The following is a 19,429-nucleotide window of genomic DNA, read 5'->3' on the forward strand; positions in this document are numbered from 1 at the left end:
GCTTGAAATACCATCCAATGAGGGAAGAAATCAAGGTTCTTCTGGTCGATGATCACCCGGCTTTGCGTGCGGGACTCCGTGGCCTGATCGAAGATCAGGAAGATCTATCCGTTGTCGCTGAGGCTGAGGACGGAGCCGAGGCTGTGGTCATGACTGAGCGCCATCACCCGGATGTGATTCTGATGGATGTTGTGATGTTTCCCGTAGATGGCATTGAAGCCACTGCCCGAATCACTGCTGTGGACCCGAACTTACCGGTGCTGATGATTTCGGGCGATATGAGTGTGGGCCATGTTGCTCATTCTTTACGAGCTGGCGCAGTGGGGTATCTGGTCAAGGGTATTGAGGTTTCAGAGATCGCAGATGGGATCAGGAAAGCATACGCCGGAGAATTGGTTCTCAGTGATTCGGTCCGTAGGCAGATAAATAGCCAAGTTGGGCGTGACTTGCCGTTCGAATCCCGCGTGACGCTTCTTCGAGAACTTGGGGATACTGTGGAGCTTTCAACCCGTGAACTGCAGGTGCTTTGAAGCCTGGCTGAAGGGATGAGTAATCAACAGATTGCCAAAGCGATGTACCTCTCCGAGGGGACGGTGAAGTCGTATCTTTCCAGAGCAGGTCAGAAGCTTGGGTCTACAGGAACTCGTGACAATACGCTGGTGCAGGGAGTTCGACAAGGCTTGGTGGAGATCCGCAGGGTTTTCCTTCGGGGACTGCTGACTAGGGGGCAGGCCAATGAGATGTGGCGTCAATTCGCTGAAAACGTGAGGTTTGGGTAGTCCGGATGTGCGCCGGACAGGAAGTTGCGCGCAGAGTGCGAATGATCCTAGGGGCAGTGGCGGCAGGCCTGAGTGTACTGTTTGTCCTGGCGCTTCACCTTGCGCATGGCGCGCCGCTGTCAGAGGCCGTGGGGTTGCTCCTGCTTGGCACGTTGGACACTATCTTTATTGTCCTTCTCCCTTCTGTTCTCGGAACGTTCCTGGGGATCTGGGTCGGCTGGCGGGTTACTGATGAGCCTTCGGCAGGTGCGCGTGTGCTACGCGGCTTCTGCTATGCAACCGGCTGTTTCTCCCTGAACTTCGCTGTGGTTGCCTTCCTTGCCCTTGATCTGGCGGTAATCCAAGCATTTGTGATGGCTCTGGGTATTCTCGCGTCAGGTCTGCTCCTGGAGTGGAGGTTCTCTAGGAAGGCGGAACTCGAGAACCCGGCACCAGGTCCAGGCTCCGCCTGAGTGAAGGTCTGCACCGTTGACCCGGCGCCGTCGCACAGCTGACCACGTTGTGAGACGGCGCCGGGGCGCAGACTGGGGTGAGGAGGCGGCGTCGTAATATGGAGCACATGTCCGCCCCCACTGAGGAAACCACCCACACCCCGCCCAAGGCAGTCACCGGACCCTCCAACCCGGAGAAGCCGCGATCCTGGCAGGTCACCGACGGATACACCCGGGCCCCGGCCCGCGGCATGCTGCGCGCAGTCGGCATGGACGACCAGGATTTCGGCAAAGCCCAGATCGGCATCGCCAGCTCCTGGAACGAGATCACCCCCTGCAACCTCTCCCTGGACCGGCTGGCCCAGGCCTCCAAGGAGGGCGTGCACGCCGGCGGGGGATACCCCCTGGAGTTCGGCACAATCAGCGTCTCCGACGGCATTTCCATGGGGCATGAGGGCATGCACTACTCCCTGGTGAGCCGCGAGGTCATCGCCGACTCGGTGGAGACCGTGATGCAGGCCGAGCGGCTGGACGGCACCGTGCTGCTGGCCGGCTGCGACAAATCCCTGCCTGGCATGCTCATGGCCGCCGCCCGGCTGGATGTGGCATCTGTGTTCCTCTACGCCGGGTCCATCATGCCCGGCATCGCCCGGTTCTCCGACGGCACTGAGCGCGAGGTCACCCTGATCGACGCCTTCGAAGGGGTCGGGGCCTGCGCCCGCGGCACCATCAGTGAAGCAGATCTGGAGGTGATAGAACGTGCCATCTGCCCAGGCGAGGGCGCCTGCGGCGGCATGTACACCGCCAACACCATGGCCTGCATCGGCGAAGCGCTGGGCCTCTCGCTGCCCGGCTCCGCCGCCCCGCCCTCGGCCGACCGGCGCCGCGACGCCTACGCCCGCAAGTCCGGCGAAGCCGTGGTGGAGCTGCTGCGCAAAGGCATCACCACCCGGGAGATTCTGACCAAGGAGTCCTTCGAGAACGCCATCGCGGTCACCATGGCTTTCGGCGGCTCCACCAACGCGGTGCTGCACCTACTGGCCATTGCCCGTGAGGCCGGGGTGGACCTGCAGCTGGAGGACTTCAACCGGATCGGTGAGAAGGTCCCCCACCTGGGCGACCTCAAACCCTTCGGCAAGCATGTGATGGTCGATGTGGACCGGGTAGGCGGAGTGCCCGTAGTGATGCGCGCCCTGCTGGACGCAGGACTCCTGCACGGCGATGCGCTCACCGTCACCGGCAAGACCGTGGCCGAGAACCTCGCCGAGATCAACCCGCCGGACATCGACGGGACCATCATCCGCCACCTGGACAACCCCATGCACCACAACGGCGGCATCACCGTGCTGCGCGGCTCGCTGGCACCGGAGGGAGCCGTGGTGAAGTCGGCAGGCTTCGACGCCGAGATCTTCGAGGGCACCGCCCGGGTCTTCGAACGTGAACAGGCCGCGCTGAAGGCCCTGGAGGACGAAGTCATTCAGCCCGGCGACGTGGTGGTCATCCGTTACGAGGGCCCCAAGGGCGGGCCCGGCATGCGCGAAATGCTGGCCATCACCGGTGCCATCAAGGGTGCCGGCCTGGGCAAAGACGTGCTGCTGATCACCGATGGCCGATTCTCCGGCGGCACCACCGGACTGTGCATCGGCCACATCGCCCCCGAGGCGGTGGACGGCGGACCCATTGCCTATATCGCTGACGGCGACCGGATCAGGGTGGACATCGCCGGCAAGACCATCGACCTGCTGGTCGATGAGGGGGAGCTGACCGCCCGGAAGTCCAGCCCCGACTGGAAGCCGCTGCCGCCCTATGTCACCACCGGGGTGTTGGGCAAGTACGCCAAACTGGTCCGCTCCGCCGCCGAAGGCGCCTACTGCGGCTGAGCGCCAGTGCGGGTCCTGGTCAACCTCTCGGTTTTACCCTGCCGTTGTTTCATATATGGATGATTCTGGCCTACCGGTGAAACAAACGCTGGGTAGATGGCTGGAGCACCCGGTAGTCAGTTCAAATAGTGAGACGGGTGGGGTGTGAGTTGACGCAGATCACGCGAGACGAAAACATAGTCATATGCGCCAGATGCTAGTGGTAGTAGTACCCGTCATTGCCCCCGCCGGGGCATGAACGGTCTGCTCACCATGACAAGCTGACGCGAACCGATCGATCACCCCGGCACGAGGGCCCCTGACAAGGGACTCCGGCGGCCGGGGTTTCGTCTGTGCAGGGGCAGATAAGGGATTGGACATGCTGACCACAACAACAGCTGAGACGCGGCTCTACGGGCCAGGGCACATCGTTGCGCCCGAACAGGTCACCGGCAGCCAGGCCATCATCCGCAGCTTGGAGGAACTCGGCGTCACCGACGTCTTCGGCATCCCGGGTGGAGCAATCCTGCCCACCTACGACCCCCTGATGGACTCCGAGAAGATCAACCACATCCTGGTCCGCCACGAACAGGGCGCCGGCCACGCCGCCCAGGGTTACGCCATGGTCACCGGAAAGGTAGGGGTCTGCGTCGCCACCTCCGGCCCCGGCGCCACCAACCTGGTCACCGCCATCGCTGATGCCCATATGGACTCGGTGCCCCTGGTGGCCATCACCGGGCAGGTCAACGCCGCAGTGATCGGCACCGACGCCTTTCAAGAGGCCGATATCGTAGGCATCTCCACCCCCATCACCAAGCACACCTTCTTAGTCACCGATGCTGATGAGATCCCACGGGTGATGGCCGAGGCCTTCCACATCGCCTCCTCCGGCCGCCCGGGGCCCGTGCTGGTGGACATCACCAAATCCGCCCAGGCCGCGCAGACCACCTTCAGCTGGCCGCCGCAGATCGGACTGACCGGCTACAAGCCCACCGCCAAGGGCCACCCCAAGCAGATTCGCGAGGCCGCCAAACTCATCGCCGCCAGCCACCGTCCGGTCTTCTACGTGGGCGGGGGACTCATCAAAGCCGAGGCCGCCGAGGAGTTCCGGACCCTGGCCGAGCAGGTCGGGGCACCTGTGGTGAACACCCTGATGGCCCGCGGCGCCTTCCCCGACTCCCACCGGCTTAACGTGGGCATGCCCGGTATGCACGGCTCGGTGTCGGCAGTGGCCGCCCTGCAGCAGTCCGACCTGCTCATCACCCTGGGCGCCCGGTTCGATGACCGGGTCACCGGGCAGCTGGACAGCTTCGCCCCGGAGGCCAAAGTCATCCACGCCGATGTGGACCCCGCCGAGATTTCCAAGAACCGGTTCGCCGATGTGCCGATCGTCGGGTCCCTGAAGTCCATCATCCCCGAGCTGACCACAGCCGTGCAGGAGGTCTTCGCCAGCACCGACCGGCCGGACCTGAATCCTTGGTGGACCCGGCTGAACCGGCTGGTGAGCACCTACCCGCTGGGCTGGACCGAGCCCGAGGACGGTGCCATCGCCCCGCAGAAGGTCATCCAGAAGATCGGCGCAGCCTCCGGGCCAGAGGCCGTCTACGTGGCCGGAGTCGGACAGCACCAGATGTGGGCCGCCCAGTTCGTCGGCTACGAACGCCCCCGCCAGTGGCTGAACTCCGGAGGGCTGGGCACCATGGGCTACTCCGTGCCGGCCGCCATGGGAGCGGCGGTGGGCAACCCCGAGCGCACGGTCTGGGCCATCGACGGCGACGGCTGCTTCCAGATGACCAACCAGGAACTGGCCACCTGTGCGATCAACAACATCCCGATCAAGGTCGCGGTGATCAACAACTCCTCCCTGGGCATGGTCCGCCAGTGGCAGACCCTGTTCTACGAATCCCGCTACTCCAACACCGACCTCAACACCGCGCTGAACCCCTCCGGCGAGGAGGTGGTGCGCATCCCGGACTTCGTGAAGCTCGCCGAGGCCTACGGCTGCGTGGGCCTGCGCTGCGAACGCGATGAGGACATCGACTCGGTGATCGCGCAGGCTCTTCAGATCAACGACCGGCCAGTGGTCATCGACTTTGTGGTCTCCCGGGACTCCATGGTCTGGCCGATGGTCCCGTCAGGGGTCTCCAACAGCGATATCCAAGTCGCAAGGGGACTGACTCCAGATTTTGAGGGGGAAGAATGAGGCACCCGCAAGAGAGCGAGCAGGGGACCAGCACCGTGCAGAAGCAGGGTGCTGGAAGTGACCGAACGCATACCCAGGACTTCGACGGAGAGGATGACTGAAGCCATGGCAACCACCCCAGCTTACGGCGTCGCCCGTCGCACCCTCTCGGTTCTGGTCGAAGACGTCCCCGGCGTGCTGGCCAAAGTCGCCGGGCTCTTCGCTCGCCGCGCCTTCAACATCCACTCACTGGCCGTGGGCCCCTCCGAAATCCAGGGCCTGAGCCGGATCACCGTAGTGGTGGACGCCGACGCCGAGCTGCTTGAGCAGATCACCAAACAGCTGAACAAGCTGATCAACGTCATCAAGATCATCGAGCTGCAGCCCGGCAACTCCGTGCAGCGCGAGCACCTGCTGATCAAGGTCAAGGCCGATGCCGCCGCCCGCCTGCAGGTTACCCAGGCGGTGGAGCTCTTCCGCGCCAAGATTGTGGACGTCTCCACCGATTCGCTCACCGTGGAGGCCACCGGGGCCGCCGATAAGCTGGATGCGCTGCTCTCGGTGCTCGAGCCCTTCGGGGTGCGCGAGATCGTCCGCTCCGGCTCGCTGGCGATCAGCCGCGGTGCTAAGTCCATGACCGACAAAGCTTTCAAATAAGAACCCCCACCTCGAGGAGAACTCAAGTGACTGACCTCTATTACGACGACGACGCCGACCTGGGCCTGCTGTCTGACAAGACCGTGGCCATCATCGGCTACGGCTCCCAGGGCCACGCCCATGCCCTGTCCCTGCGCGACTCAGGTGTGGACGTTGTTGTCGGTTTGAAGGAAAGCTCCACATCCCGTGCCAAGGCTGAGGAGCAGGGCCTGAAGACCGCCACGGTGGCTGAGGCTGCCAAGGCCGGCGACATCGTGATGATCCTGGTGCCTGACCAGTACCAGGCCGATGTCTACACCGCGGAGATCGCCCCCAATCTCCAGCCAGGCAACGCGATCTTCTTCAGCCACGGTTTCAACATCCGGTTCGGATACATCCAGCCCCCCGCAGAGGTGGACGTGGCCATGGTGGCACCCAAGGGCCCCGGCCACGTAGTGCGCCGCGAATATGAATCAGGCCGTGGCGTGCCCGCCCTGATCGCTGTGGAGCAGAACCCCTCCGGGCAGGCCAAGGAGCTGGCCCTGGCCTACGCCAAGGGCATCGGCGGCACCCGCGCCGGGGTGATCGAGACCACCTTCACCGAGGAGACCGAGACCGACCTGTTCGGCGAGCAGGCCGTGCTCTGCGGCGGCGCCTCCCAGCTGGTCCAGTACGGCTTCGAGGTGCTCACTGAGGCCGGTTACAAGCCCGACATCGCCTACTTCGAGGTGCTCCACGAGCTGAAGCTGATTGTGGACCTGATGGTTGAGGGCGGGCTGACCAAGCAGCGCTGGTCCATCTCCGACACCGCCGAGTTCGGTGACTATGTCTCCGGCCCGCGGGTGATCTCCCCAGAGGTCAAGGAGAACATGAAGGCCGTGTTGGCAGATATTCAGTCGGGGGCCTTTGCCGAGCGGTTCATGAACGACCAGCGCAACGGCGCCAAGGAGTTCCAGCAGTTGCGCGAGAAGAACCAGAACCACCCGATTGAGCCCACCGGCCGTGAGCTGCGCAAGCTCTTCAGCTGGATCCCTACTGACGACGACTACACCGAGGGCACTGCCGCGCGCTAGCAGTGCTGGTCCCGCCGACGGGGGACCCCGCTCAGTTCCTGACGTGGCCCGCACAATCGCTACGCGTTTGCACCGGTCCCCAACGTCAATGCTCCGCCTCGGCCGGCGGAACCGCTGACTTCACGCCTGAAGTCGGCCCGGAGGCTTCGTTCGGGCCTCACGGCCTGAAGCGGGCACCGGAAGTCGTACTAAAGTGAGTGGGGGCCAGGCGGCGGCGTCGTCATCGGCCCCCACTCGCTATTTACCAGTGATTCGAGAAGAAGGAACCTGTGAGCACTTGCCCTGTCGTAGTCCTAGCCGAAGAACCAGTGCTGGTCCCGCCGACGCGTTCACGCCGCGTTCGGCTCTCGGCCGCGTTGCCGCGGCCCTCGCATCTGAAGACCGCGGTCTCGAACTGAAAGGGAATTCGTGACTAGACCTGTAGTTGTTCTTGCCGAAGAACTCTCACCGGCTACCGTGGAGGCCCTGGGGCCCGACTTCGAGATCCGTCAGTCCGACGGCACCGACCGGCCACGGCTGTTCGCCGATATCGCCGATGCTGAGGCACTGATGGTCCGCTCGGCCACCACCGTCGACGCCGAGGTGTTCAGCCACGCCAAGAAGCTCAAAGTGGTGGCCCGCGCCGGGGTGGGCCTGGACAATGTGGACATCCCCGCAGCCACCTCCGCAGGTGTCATGGTGGTCAACGCGCCCACCTCCAACATCATCTCCGCGGCCGAGCTGACCTGCGCGCACATCCTCGGTTTGGCCCGGAACATCTCCCCGGCCCATCAAGCGCTGAAGGCAGGGGAGTGGAAGCGGTCCAAGTACACCGGCGTGGAACTGTCCGAGAAGACCCTCGGGGTGATCGGACTGGGCCGGATCGGCGGACTGGTCGCTGAGCGGATGTCCGCCTTCGGCATGGAGATCCTGGCCTATGACCCCTATGTCACCTCGGCCCGAGCGCATCAGCTCGGCGCCCAGCTGGTCACCCTCGAGGAGCTCTACGCCAAGGCCGATGTGATCACCATCCATATGCCCAAGACCCCGGAGACGGTGGGCATGCTCAACGCGGAAGCCTTCGCCAAGATGAAGGATTCGGTGTATCTGGTCAACGTGGCCCGCGGCGGACTGATCGATGAAGCAGACCTCGAGGTGGCCCTTGCCGCCGGCACCGTCGGCGGGGCCGCAGTCGATGTGTTCGCTACCGAGCCCTCCACCGACCTGCCCTTCTTCCCCCGGGAGAACGTGGTGATCACCCCGCACCTGGGAGCCTCCACCCGAGAGGCGCAGGAGAAGGCCGGGGTCTCGGTGGCCCGCTCGGTCCGGCTGGCCCTGGACGGCGAGCTGGTCCCGGATGCGGTCAATGTGGCAGGCGGTGCCATCGACGAGCTGGTCCGCCCCGGAATCCCGCTCATTGAGAAGCTGGGCCGGGTGCTCACCGCGTTGAGCTCTGAGGCGCTCACCGATATCGAGACCGAGGCTGCCGGGGAGATCGCCGAGCTCAACGTCTCCGCCCTGCAGCTGGCTGCCCTCAAGGGCGTGTTTACCGATGTGGTCAACGACCCGGTCAGCTACGTCAACGCCCCGGTGCTGGCTCAGCAGCGCGGCATCTCCACCAGGCTGACCACCACCACCGATGTGGAGGACTACCGCAACGCGCTGACCATCCGTGCCTCCACCTCTTCGGGACAGAACCTCTCGGTGCGCGGCACGCTCACCGGGCCCAAGCAGATCCAGAAGATCGTCGGCATCAACGGCTACGACCTGGAGATCACCCTGACCGACCACCTGGTGGTCTTCGAATACGCCGACCGGCCCGGTGTGGTCGGCGCACTGGGCAGGATCCTGGGCGAGCACAATGTGAACATCGCCGGTATGCAGGTCAGCCAGAACACCAAGGAGGGCCGGGCGCTGTCAGTGCTGGCCATCGACTCCGCCCTGCCCACCGGAGTGCTGGAGGCCATCGCCGCCGAGGTCGACGCCGCGCTGGCCGCCGAAGTGGACCTCGAAGAGAACTGAGAGACTGGACTTCATGGCAGACAAGCCCACCTACTACATCACCACCGCGATCACCTACCCCAATGGTGTGCCGCATATCGGTCATGCCTATGAGTACATCTCCGCCGATGTGATGGCCCGGTTCAAGCGGCTCGACGGCTATGAGACCTTCTTCCTCACCGGCACCGATGAGCACGGCCAGAAGGTGCAGCAGAACGCCGAAGCCCAGGGACTGACGCCGAAGCAGCTGGTCGATAAGAACACCGCGGTGTTCAAACAGGTCGACGACGAGGTGCTCGGCATCTCCTACGACCGGTTCATCCGCACCACCGATCCCGACCATTATCAGGCCTCCCAGGACATCTGGCGGCGCATGGTGGAGGCCGGAGACATCTACCTGGACAAGTACTCCGGCTGGTACTCGGTCCGCGACGAGGCCTACTACGCAGAGTCTGAGACCGAGGTCCGTCAGGACGGGGAGCGGTACAGCATCGAGACCGGCACCGAAGTGCACTGGGTGGAGGAGGAATCCTACTTCTTCCGGCTCTCGAAGTACCAGCAGCCGCTGCTGGACTTCTACCGGAAGAATCCCGACTTCGGAGGCCCGCGCAGCAGGTTCAACGAGGTCATCCGTTTCGTAGAGGACGGGCTGAATGACCTGTCTATCTCTCGGTCCACTTTCGACTGGGGCGTCCCCGTGCCGGGAAATCCAGAGCATGTGATGTACGTCTGGGTGGATGCCCTCACCAACTACCTCACTGGTGTGGGATTCCCGGACACCGACTCCGCGGCCTTCGGAAAGTTCTGGCCCGCTGACCTGCACCTGATCGGCAAGGACATCTCCCGGTTCCACTGCATCTTCTGGCCGGCGTTCCTGATGAGCGCAGGCATTGAGCTCCCCAAGCGGGTCATCATCCACGGGTTCCTGCACAACGCAGGGGAGAAGATGTCCAAATCGGTGGGCAATGTCGTCGCGCCCGGTGCCTGGGTGGACACCTACGGGCTAGACGCTGTGCGGTTCTTCCTGCTGCGCGAGTTCCCCTACGGCCAGGACGGCTCCTACACCCACGATGCCGTGGTGGGCCGGAAGAACTCCGATCTGGCCAACAACCTGGGCAACCTGGCCCAGCGCAGCTTGAGCATGATCGCGAAGAACTGTGCAGGTGTGATCCCGGAACCGGGGCAGCTGACCGAGGCTGATCAGGCGATCCTGGAGCAGACCGACTCCCTGCTGGAGATCTCACGGGAGGCCTACCAGGTCCAAGAGTTCCACCGCGCCCTGGAGCGCACCTGGTACGTGCTCGGCGAGGCCAATGCATACTTCGCCGACCAGGCCCCCTGGCAGCTGAAGAAGACCGACGAGGCCCGCATGCGCACGGTGCTCTACGTCACCGCTGAGGTCATCCGGAAGGTGGCGCTGCTCATCCAGCCGGTGATCCCTGGATCGGCGTCCAAGCTGCTCGATGCCCTGGGCGTGGAGATCGGAGGGGATGCGGGACGTACCAACGCCTCCAACGACGGACCGCGCTCCTTCGCCGCCTTCGGAGAACCACTGGCCCCCGGCACGCCGATCGACAAGCCCCAGCCCATCTTCCCGAGACACGAAGACTGACCACCGGAACTTCCACAGCATAGGACACTTCCATAGCGCCAGTGGGCGTGGAAAGCCTAAGACACCGTGGAGGTTCGAACGACAGACGTAAAGGAGCAGCTCTGTGCAGACATTCAGCATCGCGGTGATCGGCGGAGACGGCATCGGCCCCGAGGTCACCGCTGAGGCACGCAGAGTTCTGGACGCCGCCCTGGCCGAGGACTCCGCGACCCTGGAATACACCGAATACAGCCTGGGCACTCAGCACTGGGTGCAGACCGGGGAGACCCTCCACGACGAGACCCTGGAGAGGCTGCGCACCCACGATGCGATCCTCTTCGGCGCGGTCGGCGCCGACCCGCAGGACAAGCGCATCCCCTCCGGAGTGATCGAACGTGACCTGCTGCTGAAGCTGCGCTTCGAGCTGGACCACTACATCAACCTGCGTCCCACCCGCACCTATCCCGGAGTGAGCACCCCGCTGGCCTCAGCGGAGGGCTTCGACTTCGTGGTGGTCCGCGAGGGCACCGAGGGGCCCTATGTGGGCAACGGGGGCAGTCTGCGGAAAGCCACCGCACAGGAGATTGCCACTGAGGTCTCGGTCAACACCGCCTACGGGGTGCACCGGGTGGTGCTGGATGCTTTTGAGCGTGCCCAGGCCCGCCGCGGGCACCTGACCTTGGTGCATAAGCACAACGTGCTCACCCACGCCGGCGGCCTCTGGCGGCGCACCGTGGAAGCCGCCGCCGCTGACTACCCGCAGGTGACCTGGGACTATATGCATGTTGATGCGGCCACCATCCACATGGTCACCAGCCCGCAGCGCTTCGACGTGATCGTCACCGACAACCTCTTCGGCGATATCCTCACCGATCTGGCCGGAGCTGTCTCCGGGGGGATCGGGCTGGCGCCCTCGGCCTCGATCAACGGTGCGGGCACTGCGCCCTCCATGTTTGAGCCGGTGCACGGTTCCGCCCCGGACATTGCCGGTCAGGGCATCGCTGATCCCACCGCCGCAGTGCTTTCAGCCGCCCTGATGCTTGACCACCTAGGAGAGCACGACGCCGCCACACGGATTGAGCAGACAGTACTCACCCAGCTCACCGAATGGGCGCAGCAAGGCACCGGTGCTTCACTGAGCACCGAGGAGAAGGGCCAGGCCTACGCCGCCGCCGTGGCCCGTTAGACTGAACGGCACACCTGCGAAGCTGCTTCACGAAGGGACACCGAGCATGACCAAGTTCTCCCACTCCAAGCACCCCAGCCCCACGTCCAAAGAGCGGATCGCTGAGATCCTCAAGGACCCGGGGTTCGGCACCAATTTCACCGATCACACTACTGTGATCGACTGGAGCGAGTCCGAGGGCTGGCACAACGCGCGGGTGGAGGCCTACGGACCGATCATCCTGGACCCGGCAGCGAGCGTACTGCACTACGCCCAGGAGATCTTCGAGGGCCTGAAGGCCTATAAGCATGCCGACGGCGGAATCTACACTTTCCGGCCTTTCGCCAACGCGGAGCGTATGCGCAAGTCTGCGCGTCGGCTGGCCTTGCCCGAGCTCGACGAGCAGGCCTTTGTGGAGTCCTTGGAAGAGCTGGTCGCAGCCGATGCCGACTGGGTGCCCACCGGCGAGGGGGAGGCCCTCTACCTGCGGCCCTTCATGTTCGCCACCGAGTCATTCCTAGGGGTCCGTCCCTCAAAGGAGGTCACCTACCGGGTGATCGCCTCCCCGGCCGGCAACTACTTCGGCGGGGAGCTGAAGCCAGTGCGGATCTGGGTCTCCCGGGACTATGTGCGTGCAGCCCCCGGCGGCATGGGCGATGCCAAGACCGGCGGCAACTACGCCGGTTCTCTGGTCGCCCAGCAGCAGGCCACCGAGCACGGCTGCCAGCAGGTGCTGTTCCTGGACCCGCTGCACGAGAACGCCATCGAGGAGCTCGGCGGCATGAACGTCTTCCTGGTCACCAATGACGGCCGGCTGCTCACTCCGGCTCTGACCGGCACCATCCTGGAGGGAGTGACCCGCTCCTCAGTCATCCAGCTGGCCAAGGACCGCGGGCTTGAAGTGGAAGAACGCCGCATCACTCTGGACGAATGGGACCGCGGTGTCAGTGATGGCACCATCACCGAGGTCTTCGCCTGCGGCACCGCCGCAGTGGTCACCCCGATCGGCGAGCTGGTGGACGGAGACAAGGTCATCGCCTCCACCGGCACCGGAGAGATCACCCAGTCCATTCGTGAGGAGCTCCTAGGCATCCAGACCGGCACGGTGGAGGATCGGCACAACTGGCTGCACAAGCTGGGTTGAGTCTTATCCTGACTCACCCGGGCGCAGGATATATCCGGCGTGGTGTAGCACTCCTCGGTGATACTGGCCGAATGCCCAGAACCCGGTATCGTCCAGATAGGTGATGCGATCCCCGTTGAGCCAGAAGTGTCCGGTGTAGGCATGGCGACGCCCATTGCGCGTTTCGGTGTAGCGTCCGTCCTGAGTCAGATACTGGGTCATTGCACGTCGCCTGTCGGTCCACGGACCCAGCCGCGGATCGCCGGTGTCCAGCCTGTCGGTGCCCGCTGCCCTCTGTGGTGCGCCAGCGAAGGCGATGAGCTCTCCGTCGATGACGAGGGCCACAAGGTCCTGCGGCTGGACCACCAGCATCTGTGTGATCTGGGCGCTGCTGACCCTGCCCCTGACCACTGCGAAGGTTGCGGGCCTGCCGGGCTTCAGATCGAAGGCGTCCGGCGCCGGTGGCTCAGGATCCTCGAAAACGGTGTTGACCAGTAGTGGCACCACTGAGGCTCCTGCGGCATTGATCAGATATGCAGAATCCTGCGAGATCTCATGGATTGAGATGCGGGTTCCTACTACCTGCAGATCAGTCTGAACTCTCTGCCCTGTGCTGGTCTGCCCAGCGTTGGTGTGGACGTGGGCTCCGGTGATGCTCAGCGCAGAGGTCAATGGTCTCGGTGCTCCCTAGATGTGTGCTGTGTGCCTGAAGCCGCAGTAAGGCGAAGGACTCTGCGGAGGAGGTACCCGGTTCGGCGTCATAGATCACCACCTGATGCCCCGGAGTGCCTGGAATGTCCAGGGCGGTGAACTCCAAGGTCAGCTCGCCGACCTCAGGGTGTCGCATCCGCTTGGCCGCATGGGTCTTGCCACGCACCTGCTGGCGCGACCACAGCGTGCGGAAGTGATCGCTGGCTGTGCTCAGCTCCTCAACAAGTGGCTCGAAGCTGGCTGCCGGGACCAAGGTGGAGTTGTGCCGCAGCACTGCAACGGTGTCCTGGGCGACATGTTCCCAATCCAGGTAGAACGTCTGGGCTGCCGGGTCCAGGAATACTATCCGGGCCAGATTCTTCGATTGTGACAGCGGATGGAAGAGCATCTGGGCTACAGCGTTCGGCACCAGCACATCGAGGGTCCCCGTGAGTACGAAGGCCGCCTGGTCATGCCAGCGGCTGAGCAGCCGGGCGAGTTCGGGCCGGACCGTGTCGACCGCTGCCTGGACCGGCGGGCTATAGCCAGCCAGTCTGAACAGATGCCGCCGTTCCTCCGTGGAGAGGTTCAGGCCCCGGGCCAGGGCCTCGACGATCTGAACGGAGGGATTTCGCTCCCGGCCCTGCTCCAGCCGGCGGTAGTAGTCCACGCTGATGCCCGCCAGCACAGCGACTTCTTCGCGACGCAGCCCGGTCACGCGGCGGTGCCCGGTCCCTGGCAGCCCGAGGGCCTCAGGCGCCAGCCGTGCGCGCAGGCTGCGCAAGTACTCACCGATCTCCATGCTCACCAAGCTTAGGCAGAACCACGGCGATCAGCCTGGCCCTGCCACAGCCCCTCTCGCGCAGCCAGGTGGAGTGCGGCCTGGTCCGGCTGCGATGATCCCGGAATTGTGGGGCCTGTCCCACCGAGAAAGGAACGCCATGATCAGAAATCCTGCGACCAGAAATACCGCGACCGGAAATACTGCTCACACAACGAAGACCGTGCTCATCACCGGAGCTTCCAGCGGCATCGGATCCGCTGCCGCCGAACAGCTTGCCCAGGACGGGCACACTGTAGTCCTCGGCGCTCGTCGTACCGACCGGCTTGATGAGCTGACGCACCGGATTCGTGAGGCTGGCGGGACAGCCGAGGCCCTTCATCTTGACGTCACAGATGCTGACAGCGTTCAGCGGGCCGTTGATGAGGTCCTTGCTCGGCATGGCCGGCTGGATGTGATGATCAACAACGCCGGGGTCATGCCACTGTCCACCCTGGCTGAGAACAGAGTCGAGGAATGGAATTGGATGATCGATGTGAACATCCGCGGGGTGCTTCACGGGATCGCTGCCGCGCAGCCTGCCATGCACGCCCAGGGATCAGGCCACATCATCACCGTGGCCTCAGTCGGAGCGCATGAGGTAGTCCCCACAGGAGCGGTCTATTGTGCGACCAAGTATGCCGCCTGGGCGATCAGCGAAGGCTTGCGGATCGAATCCGACCCTTCGCTTCGGGTCACCACCATCACCCCGGGTGTCACCGAATCGGAACTTGCGGAGACCATCACGGACTCGCAGGCACGTGAAGCGATGCGAGAATACCGCGCCAACGCGATTCCTGCCTCAGCGATCGCCGAGGCGATCAGCTATGCGATCAACGCTGACCCGAGCGTCGACGTCAATGAGATCATCGTGCGTCCGGTCAGGCAGCGGCCGTGAGCTATAGCTCAGCGAGAGCCTCTTCAAGATCGTCGAGGCCCAGGGCTCCCAGGCTCAGCGCCTTCATATGCCAGGCCTTCAGATCGAAGTCCTCCCCGCGTGACTCATAGGCCGCGCGAGCGGCCTCACGACCGTTGAGCCAGGCGCGCTCGCCGAGCTTGTAGCTGATTGCCTGACCGGGCCAGCCCAGATAGCGCACAATCTCGGAGTCGATGAAGTCCTTCGGCCGCCCGGAATGCATGGCGAAGAAGTCTCCGGCCAGCTCAGGGGTCCAGGTCTGTCCTGCGGCGAGCGGGGAGTCCTCCGGGATTCTCAGCTCCAAGTGCATGCCGATGTCGATCACGACCCTGATGGCGCGCATCATCTGGGCGTCCAGGTACCCCATCCGTTCCTCGGGGTCCAGATATCCCAGCTCGTCCATCAAGCGTTCGGCATAGAGCGCCCAGCCCTCGGTCATCCCGGAGGAGGAACCCAGGGTGGTCTGGTAGATGGAAAGCTCCCCGGAGACATGCGCCCACTGGGCGAACTGCAGGTGATGGCCCGGCACGCCCTCGTGATACCAGGTGGAGACCAGGTCGTAGATCGGGAACACGGTCCGCCCCAGCGTGGGCAGCCACGTGCGGCCCGGGCGCGAGAAGTCCACTGACGGGCGGGTGTAGTACGGGGCAGCCGCTGAGCCCGAGGGCGCGATCATCGCCTCCACCTCCTTGATCGGCTCGGCGATGTCGAAATGCGTGCCGTCGAGCTCGGCGATGGCGTTGTCCATCATGTTCTGCAGCCAGTCGCGGACCTCCTCGACACCCTCCACCCGGCGGCCGTGCTCATCCAACCAGGCCATGGCCTCCACCGGGGTGGCGCCCGGCCTGATCTGCTCGGCCAGTTCTCGCATCTCGGCGTCGATCCTCGTGAACTCCTGCCAGCCCCAGGCATAGACCTCCTCGGGGTCGATGCTGGCCCCCATGAACCGGCGGGTGCTCAGCAGGTAACGCTCCCGGCCTGCGGCATCTGGGGTGCCCTGAGCATCGGGCAGATACTCCTCCTTCAGGTAGCGGCGCATCTGTGCCACAGCCTCGGCAGCGCCGTCGGCGGCCGCAGCCAGCTCAGCCTGCAGAGCCTCCGGGCCCTTGGCCGCGAACTGGTTGAACCAGGACTGCTCGCCCTGAAGCCACTCGCCCAGCTGTTCGATGACCGTCTCCACCTGCAGCGGTGCGGAAGTGATGCTGCGGCGTCGTCCCTCGTCCAGAGTTTTCTGCAGCGAGGCGTAGCTGTCGCCGAATTTGGCCAGCCGGCGGGCGATCACCGTCCAGTCCTCCTCAGTGGTCTGCGGCATCAGCAGGAAGAGCGACCGGGCCGCATGGACCGGGGAGCCGATATTGCGCAGCACCCGCAGGTTCTCCCCGGCCTCGTGGGCTTCGAGCTCCACCCCGATCCTGTTCCGCAGCAGAGCCGCACACCGGGCTTCGACCTCCTCGAAACCTTCGGGGGAGGCAGCCTGGAGAACATCCAGGTCCGCCAGCACCTTGGCGCCCAGCTCAGCCCGGGCCGTCGACTTGGCAGGGGAGTAGTCGGGCATCCGGTCATCGCCAGGCTTCAGGCCAAGCATGGTGGCCACTGAGGGCTCCAGCTCGGCGAGCTCATGGACGAACGCATCGGCCAGCTGACGGGGAGTGGAGACAGAAAAATGGTTGCTCATAGCAACTAGTTTGTCATGGGCGGCGTCGTGATCAAATCCACCCCGGCGCCGCGCGGCCCAGAGCGATAGAGTGTCACCATGCGCATTGCACGTTTCGTCACTGATTCCGATCCTGCCTACGGAGTAGTTACCGGTGAGCCCGGCGAGGAGACCATCAGCCAGCTGGTCGGTGATCCCTTCTACCAGGGCATCCAGGAGACCGGGCAGAGTCATAAGCTGGAGGATGTGCGGCTGGTCGCCCCGATCATCCCGCGCTCCAAGCTCATCGGGGTGGGCAAGAACTACGCCGATCACGCCAAGGAGATGGGCGGCGAACCCCCGGCCTCCCCGCTGCTGTTCCTGATGCCCAACACCGCGGTGGTCGGGCCCAACGAGCCGGTGAGCCTGCCCAGCTTCTCCGAGGAGGTCAGCTATGAGGCCGAGCTGGCCGTGGTGATCGGGCGGATCTGCAAGGATGTGCCCCTGGAGCGGGTCAATGAGGTGATCTTCGGCTACACGGTAGCCAATGACCTCACCGCCCGCGACGCCCAGCGCACCGACAACCAGTGGGCCCGCGCCAAAGGCTTCGACGGCTCCGCACCCCTGGGACCCTGGATCGAGACCGAGCTTGACCCCGAAGGCCTGCGCATCACCGGCACCCATAACGGAGAGCTGGTCCAGGACGGCAACACCTCCCAGATGATCTTCGGGGTGCCCGAGCTGATCACCTATATCTCCCAGGCGCTGACCCTGCTGCCCGGCGATGTCATCCTCACCGGCACCCCCGCTGGGGTCGGCCTGCTCTCTGACGGCGACACTTTCGAGGCTGAGGTGGAGGGCATCGGAGTGCTGCGCAACACCTTCCGCGCCTGATTCTCGGTGCAGAGCACCACGCCGCCTAAGCCACCATTTCTGACCAGGAGACTCGTTCACCACTTATGAGCACCCCCACTGCTGCTCCCGCTGATGTTCCCGCTGCTGACGCGACCACCGATGTGCGCGTGCGGTTCTGTCCTTCACCCACCGGCACTCCGCATGTGGGGCTGATCCGCACCGCCCTGTTCAACTGGGCCTACGCCCGGCACACCGGAGGAAAGCTGATCTTCCGGATCGAGGACACTGATGCCGCTCGCGACACCGAGGAGTCCTACCTCCAGCTGCTGGAGGGTCTGCATTGGCTGGGCATCAGTTGGGACGAGGGTGTGGAGACCGGCGGGCCGCATGAGCCCTACCGGCAGTCCCAACGCGCCGAGATCTACCAGGACGTGATCGCCAAGCTGAAGGATGCTGGGTTCATCTACGAGTCCTACTCCACTCCGGATGAGATCGAGGCCCGGCATCGGGCCGCCGGGCGCGATGTGAAGCTCGGTTACGACAACTTTGACCGGGATCTGACCCCGGAGCAGGTAGCGGCCTTCCGCGCGGAGGGTCGTGAGCCGGTGCTGAGGCTGCGGATGCCGGATGAGGACATCACTTTTACCGACTTGGTGCGCGGAGAGATCACCTTCAAAGCCGGTTCCACCCCTGACTTTGTGGTGGTCCGCGCCAACGGTCAGCCGCTCTACACTCTGGTCAACCCGGTGGATGATGCGCTGATGGAGATCACCCATGTGCTGCGTGGTGAGGACCTGCTGTCCTCCACGCCCCGCCAGATTGCCCTCTACCGGGCGCTGCATGCGGTAGGGGCGGCTAAGCACATGCCAGCCTTCGGCCACCTGCCCTATGTGATGGGGGAGGGGAACAAGAAGCTCTCCAAGCGGGATCCGGAGTCCAATCTGTTCCATCACCGCGACCGCGGCTTCATCCGTGAAGGACTGCTGAACTACCTGGCCCTGCTGGGCTGGTCGCTGAGTGCCGATGAGGACATCTTCAGCGTGGATGAGCTGGTGGAGCACTTCGATATTGCTGATGTGCTCGGCAACCCGGCCCGGTTTGATGTGAAGAAGGCCGAGGCCATCAACGGTGTGCACATCCGGCGGCTGGAGGCCGGTGATTTCCGCGACCGGCTGGTGCCCTACCTGCAGGCACTGGGCCTGGTGGGTCAGGAGCTCTCTGAGCGGGAAGCCTACCTGCTGGACGGTGCGGCACCTTTGGTCCAGGAGCGGATCGCACTGCTGGGTGAGGGTGCGGACATGATGGCTTTCCTGTTCGTGGCTGACGATGAGCTTCAGGTTGAGGACAAGGCGTTCAGCGGCCTGGGGGACCAGGTGCTGGAGACGCTCGACGCCGCCACCTCGGCTCTGCGGAGCATAGGGGACTCTGAGTGGACTACCGAGAACATTGAGACTGCGCTGCGGGAGGCCCTGATTGAGGGGCTTGAGCTGAAGCCGCGGAAGGCCTTCGGCGCGGTGCGCTCTGCAGTCTCCGGCCGGAGGGTCTCGCCCCCGCTGTTCGAGTCCATGGAGCTGCTGGGCCGGGAGTCTTCGCTAGCTCGCTTGGCCCGCTTCCGAGGCCTGGTGGAGGCCCGCAGCTGAGTTTGTTGCCGGGGATGAGTGTGGTGTAGGATTTACTGCTGTTGCCCCGGCCGGGC

The 19,429-nt window shown here is 64.4% G+C and carries 17 protein-coding genes; 14 read left to right on the forward strand and 3 right to left on the reverse strand.

The genetic code is table 11. The features are described 5' to 3' along the window. Positions 1-2: 2 nt before the first annotated feature. From F0311_RS00955 to F0311_RS01005, 11 genes are all read left to right on the forward strand, one after another. Entirely contained in the window at positions 3-530 is a 528-nt protein-coding gene (locus tag F0311_RS00955) for a response regulator (protein ID WP_150460098.1), read from the forward strand. A 15-nt stretch (positions 531-545) separates the two neighbouring features. Beyond that, the gene (locus F0311_RS18875) at positions 546-779 is read left to right on the forward strand and encodes a LuxR C-terminal-related transcriptional regulator (protein WP_150460099.1); all 234 of its coding nucleotides are present in this window, start codon (positions 546-548) and stop codon (positions 777-779) included. Positions 780-835: 56 nt separating this feature from the next. Next, positions 836-1,231, forward strand: coding sequence for a hypothetical protein (locus F0311_RS00965; protein WP_150460100.1), 396 nt, complete (start codon positions 836-838; stop codon positions 1,229-1,231). A 107-nt stretch (positions 1,232-1,338) separates the two neighbouring features. Further along, the gene (ilvD, locus tag F0311_RS00970; RefSeq protein WP_150460101.1) at positions 1,339-3,090 is read left to right on the forward strand and encodes a dihydroxy-acid dehydratase; all 1,752 of its coding nucleotides are present in this window, start codon (positions 1,339-1,341) and stop codon (positions 3,088-3,090) included. A 358-nt stretch (positions 3,091-3,448) separates the two neighbouring features. Further along, positions 3,449-5,272, forward strand: coding sequence for an acetolactate synthase large subunit (locus F0311_RS00975; RefSeq protein ID WP_150460102.1), 1,824 nt, complete (start codon positions 3,449-3,451; stop codon positions 5,270-5,272). A 105-nt stretch (positions 5,273-5,377) separates the two neighbouring features. Continuing rightward, on the forward strand, positions 5,378-5,908 hold the full coding sequence (gene ilvN, locus F0311_RS00980) for an acetolactate synthase small subunit (RefSeq protein ID WP_150460103.1): 531 nt from the start codon (positions 5,378-5,380) through the stop codon (positions 5,906-5,908). Positions 5,909-5,934: 26 nt separating this feature from the next. Then, positions 5,935-6,960: a ketol-acid reductoisomerase gene (ilvC, locus tag F0311_RS00985; RefSeq protein ID WP_150460104.1), complete on the forward strand. Its 1,026-nt coding sequence runs from the start codon at positions 5,935-5,937 to the stop codon at positions 6,958-6,960. A 408-nt stretch (positions 6,961-7,368) separates the two neighbouring features. After that, positions 7,369-8,961, forward strand: a complete 1,593-nt coding sequence (gene serA, locus F0311_RS00990) for a phosphoglycerate dehydrogenase (protein ID WP_150460105.1) — start codon at positions 7,369-7,371, stop codon at positions 8,959-8,961. 13 nt (positions 8,962-8,974) lie between these two features. Then, positions 8,975-10,552 (forward strand): methionine--tRNA ligase, encoded by a 1,578-nt coding sequence (gene metG, locus F0311_RS00995; RefSeq protein ID WP_150460106.1) that lies wholly within the window; start codon positions 8,975-8,977, stop codon positions 10,550-10,552. Positions 10,553-10,655: 103 nt separating this feature from the next. Beyond that, entirely contained in the window at positions 10,656-11,717 is a 1,062-nt protein-coding gene (locus tag F0311_RS01000; protein WP_150460107.1) for a 3-isopropylmalate dehydrogenase, read from the forward strand. A 46-nt stretch (positions 11,718-11,763) separates the two neighbouring features. Continuing rightward, complete coding sequence (locus F0311_RS01005) at positions 11,764-12,840, forward strand: branched-chain amino acid aminotransferase (RefSeq protein WP_150460108.1); 1,077 nt, start codon at positions 11,764-11,766, stop codon at positions 12,838-12,840. A 3-nt stretch (positions 12,841-12,843) separates the two neighbouring features. Here the strand turns inward: F0311_RS01005 and F0311_RS18280 are convergent, their stop codons facing one another. Further along, on the reverse strand, positions 12,844-13,491 hold the full coding sequence (locus F0311_RS18280; RefSeq protein ID WP_223881049.1) for an Atu4866 domain-containing protein: 648 nt from the start codon (positions 13,489-13,491) through the stop codon (positions 12,844-12,846). Then, positions 13,409-14,311 (reverse strand): helix-turn-helix transcriptional regulator, encoded by a 903-nt coding sequence (locus tag F0311_RS01015; protein WP_191089669.1) that lies wholly within the window; start codon positions 14,309-14,311, stop codon positions 13,409-13,411. The genes F0311_RS18280 and F0311_RS01015 overlap by 83 nt, the downstream gene beginning before the upstream one ends. A gap of 139 nt (positions 14,312-14,450) precedes the next feature. On the opposite strand from F0311_RS01015, the gene F0311_RS01020 reads away from it, so the two are divergent. Further along, a complete protein-coding gene (locus tag F0311_RS01020) occupies positions 14,451-15,227 on the forward strand; it encodes an SDR family oxidoreductase (protein ID WP_150460109.1) in 777 nt (258 codons plus the stop codon). 1 nt (position 15,228) lies between these two features. Here the strand turns inward: F0311_RS01020 and F0311_RS01025 are convergent, their stop codons facing one another. Further along, a complete protein-coding gene (locus tag F0311_RS01025; protein WP_150460110.1) occupies positions 15,229-16,920 on the reverse strand; it encodes a DUF885 domain-containing protein in 1,692 nt (563 codons plus the stop codon). A 78-nt stretch (positions 16,921-16,998) separates the two neighbouring features. On the opposite strand from F0311_RS01025, the gene F0311_RS01030 reads away from it, so the two are divergent. Together F0311_RS01030 and gltX are read left to right on the forward strand one after the other, a co-directional pair. Continuing rightward, on the forward strand, positions 16,999-17,772 hold the full coding sequence (locus F0311_RS01030; protein ID WP_150460111.1) for a fumarylacetoacetate hydrolase family protein: 774 nt from the start codon (positions 16,999-17,001) through the stop codon (positions 17,770-17,772). Between the two features lie 65 nt (positions 17,773-17,837). Then, entirely contained in the window at positions 17,838-19,373 is a 1,536-nt protein-coding gene (gene gltX / locus F0311_RS01035) for a glutamate--tRNA ligase (protein WP_150460112.1), read from the forward strand. Positions 19,374-19,429: the final 56 nt, after the last annotated feature.

This window comes from Nesterenkonia ebinurensis (genome assembly GCF_008711175.1).
GTDB classification, from domain to species: Bacteria; Actinomycetota; Actinomycetes; order Actinomycetales; family Micrococcaceae; genus Nesterenkonia; species Nesterenkonia ebinurensis.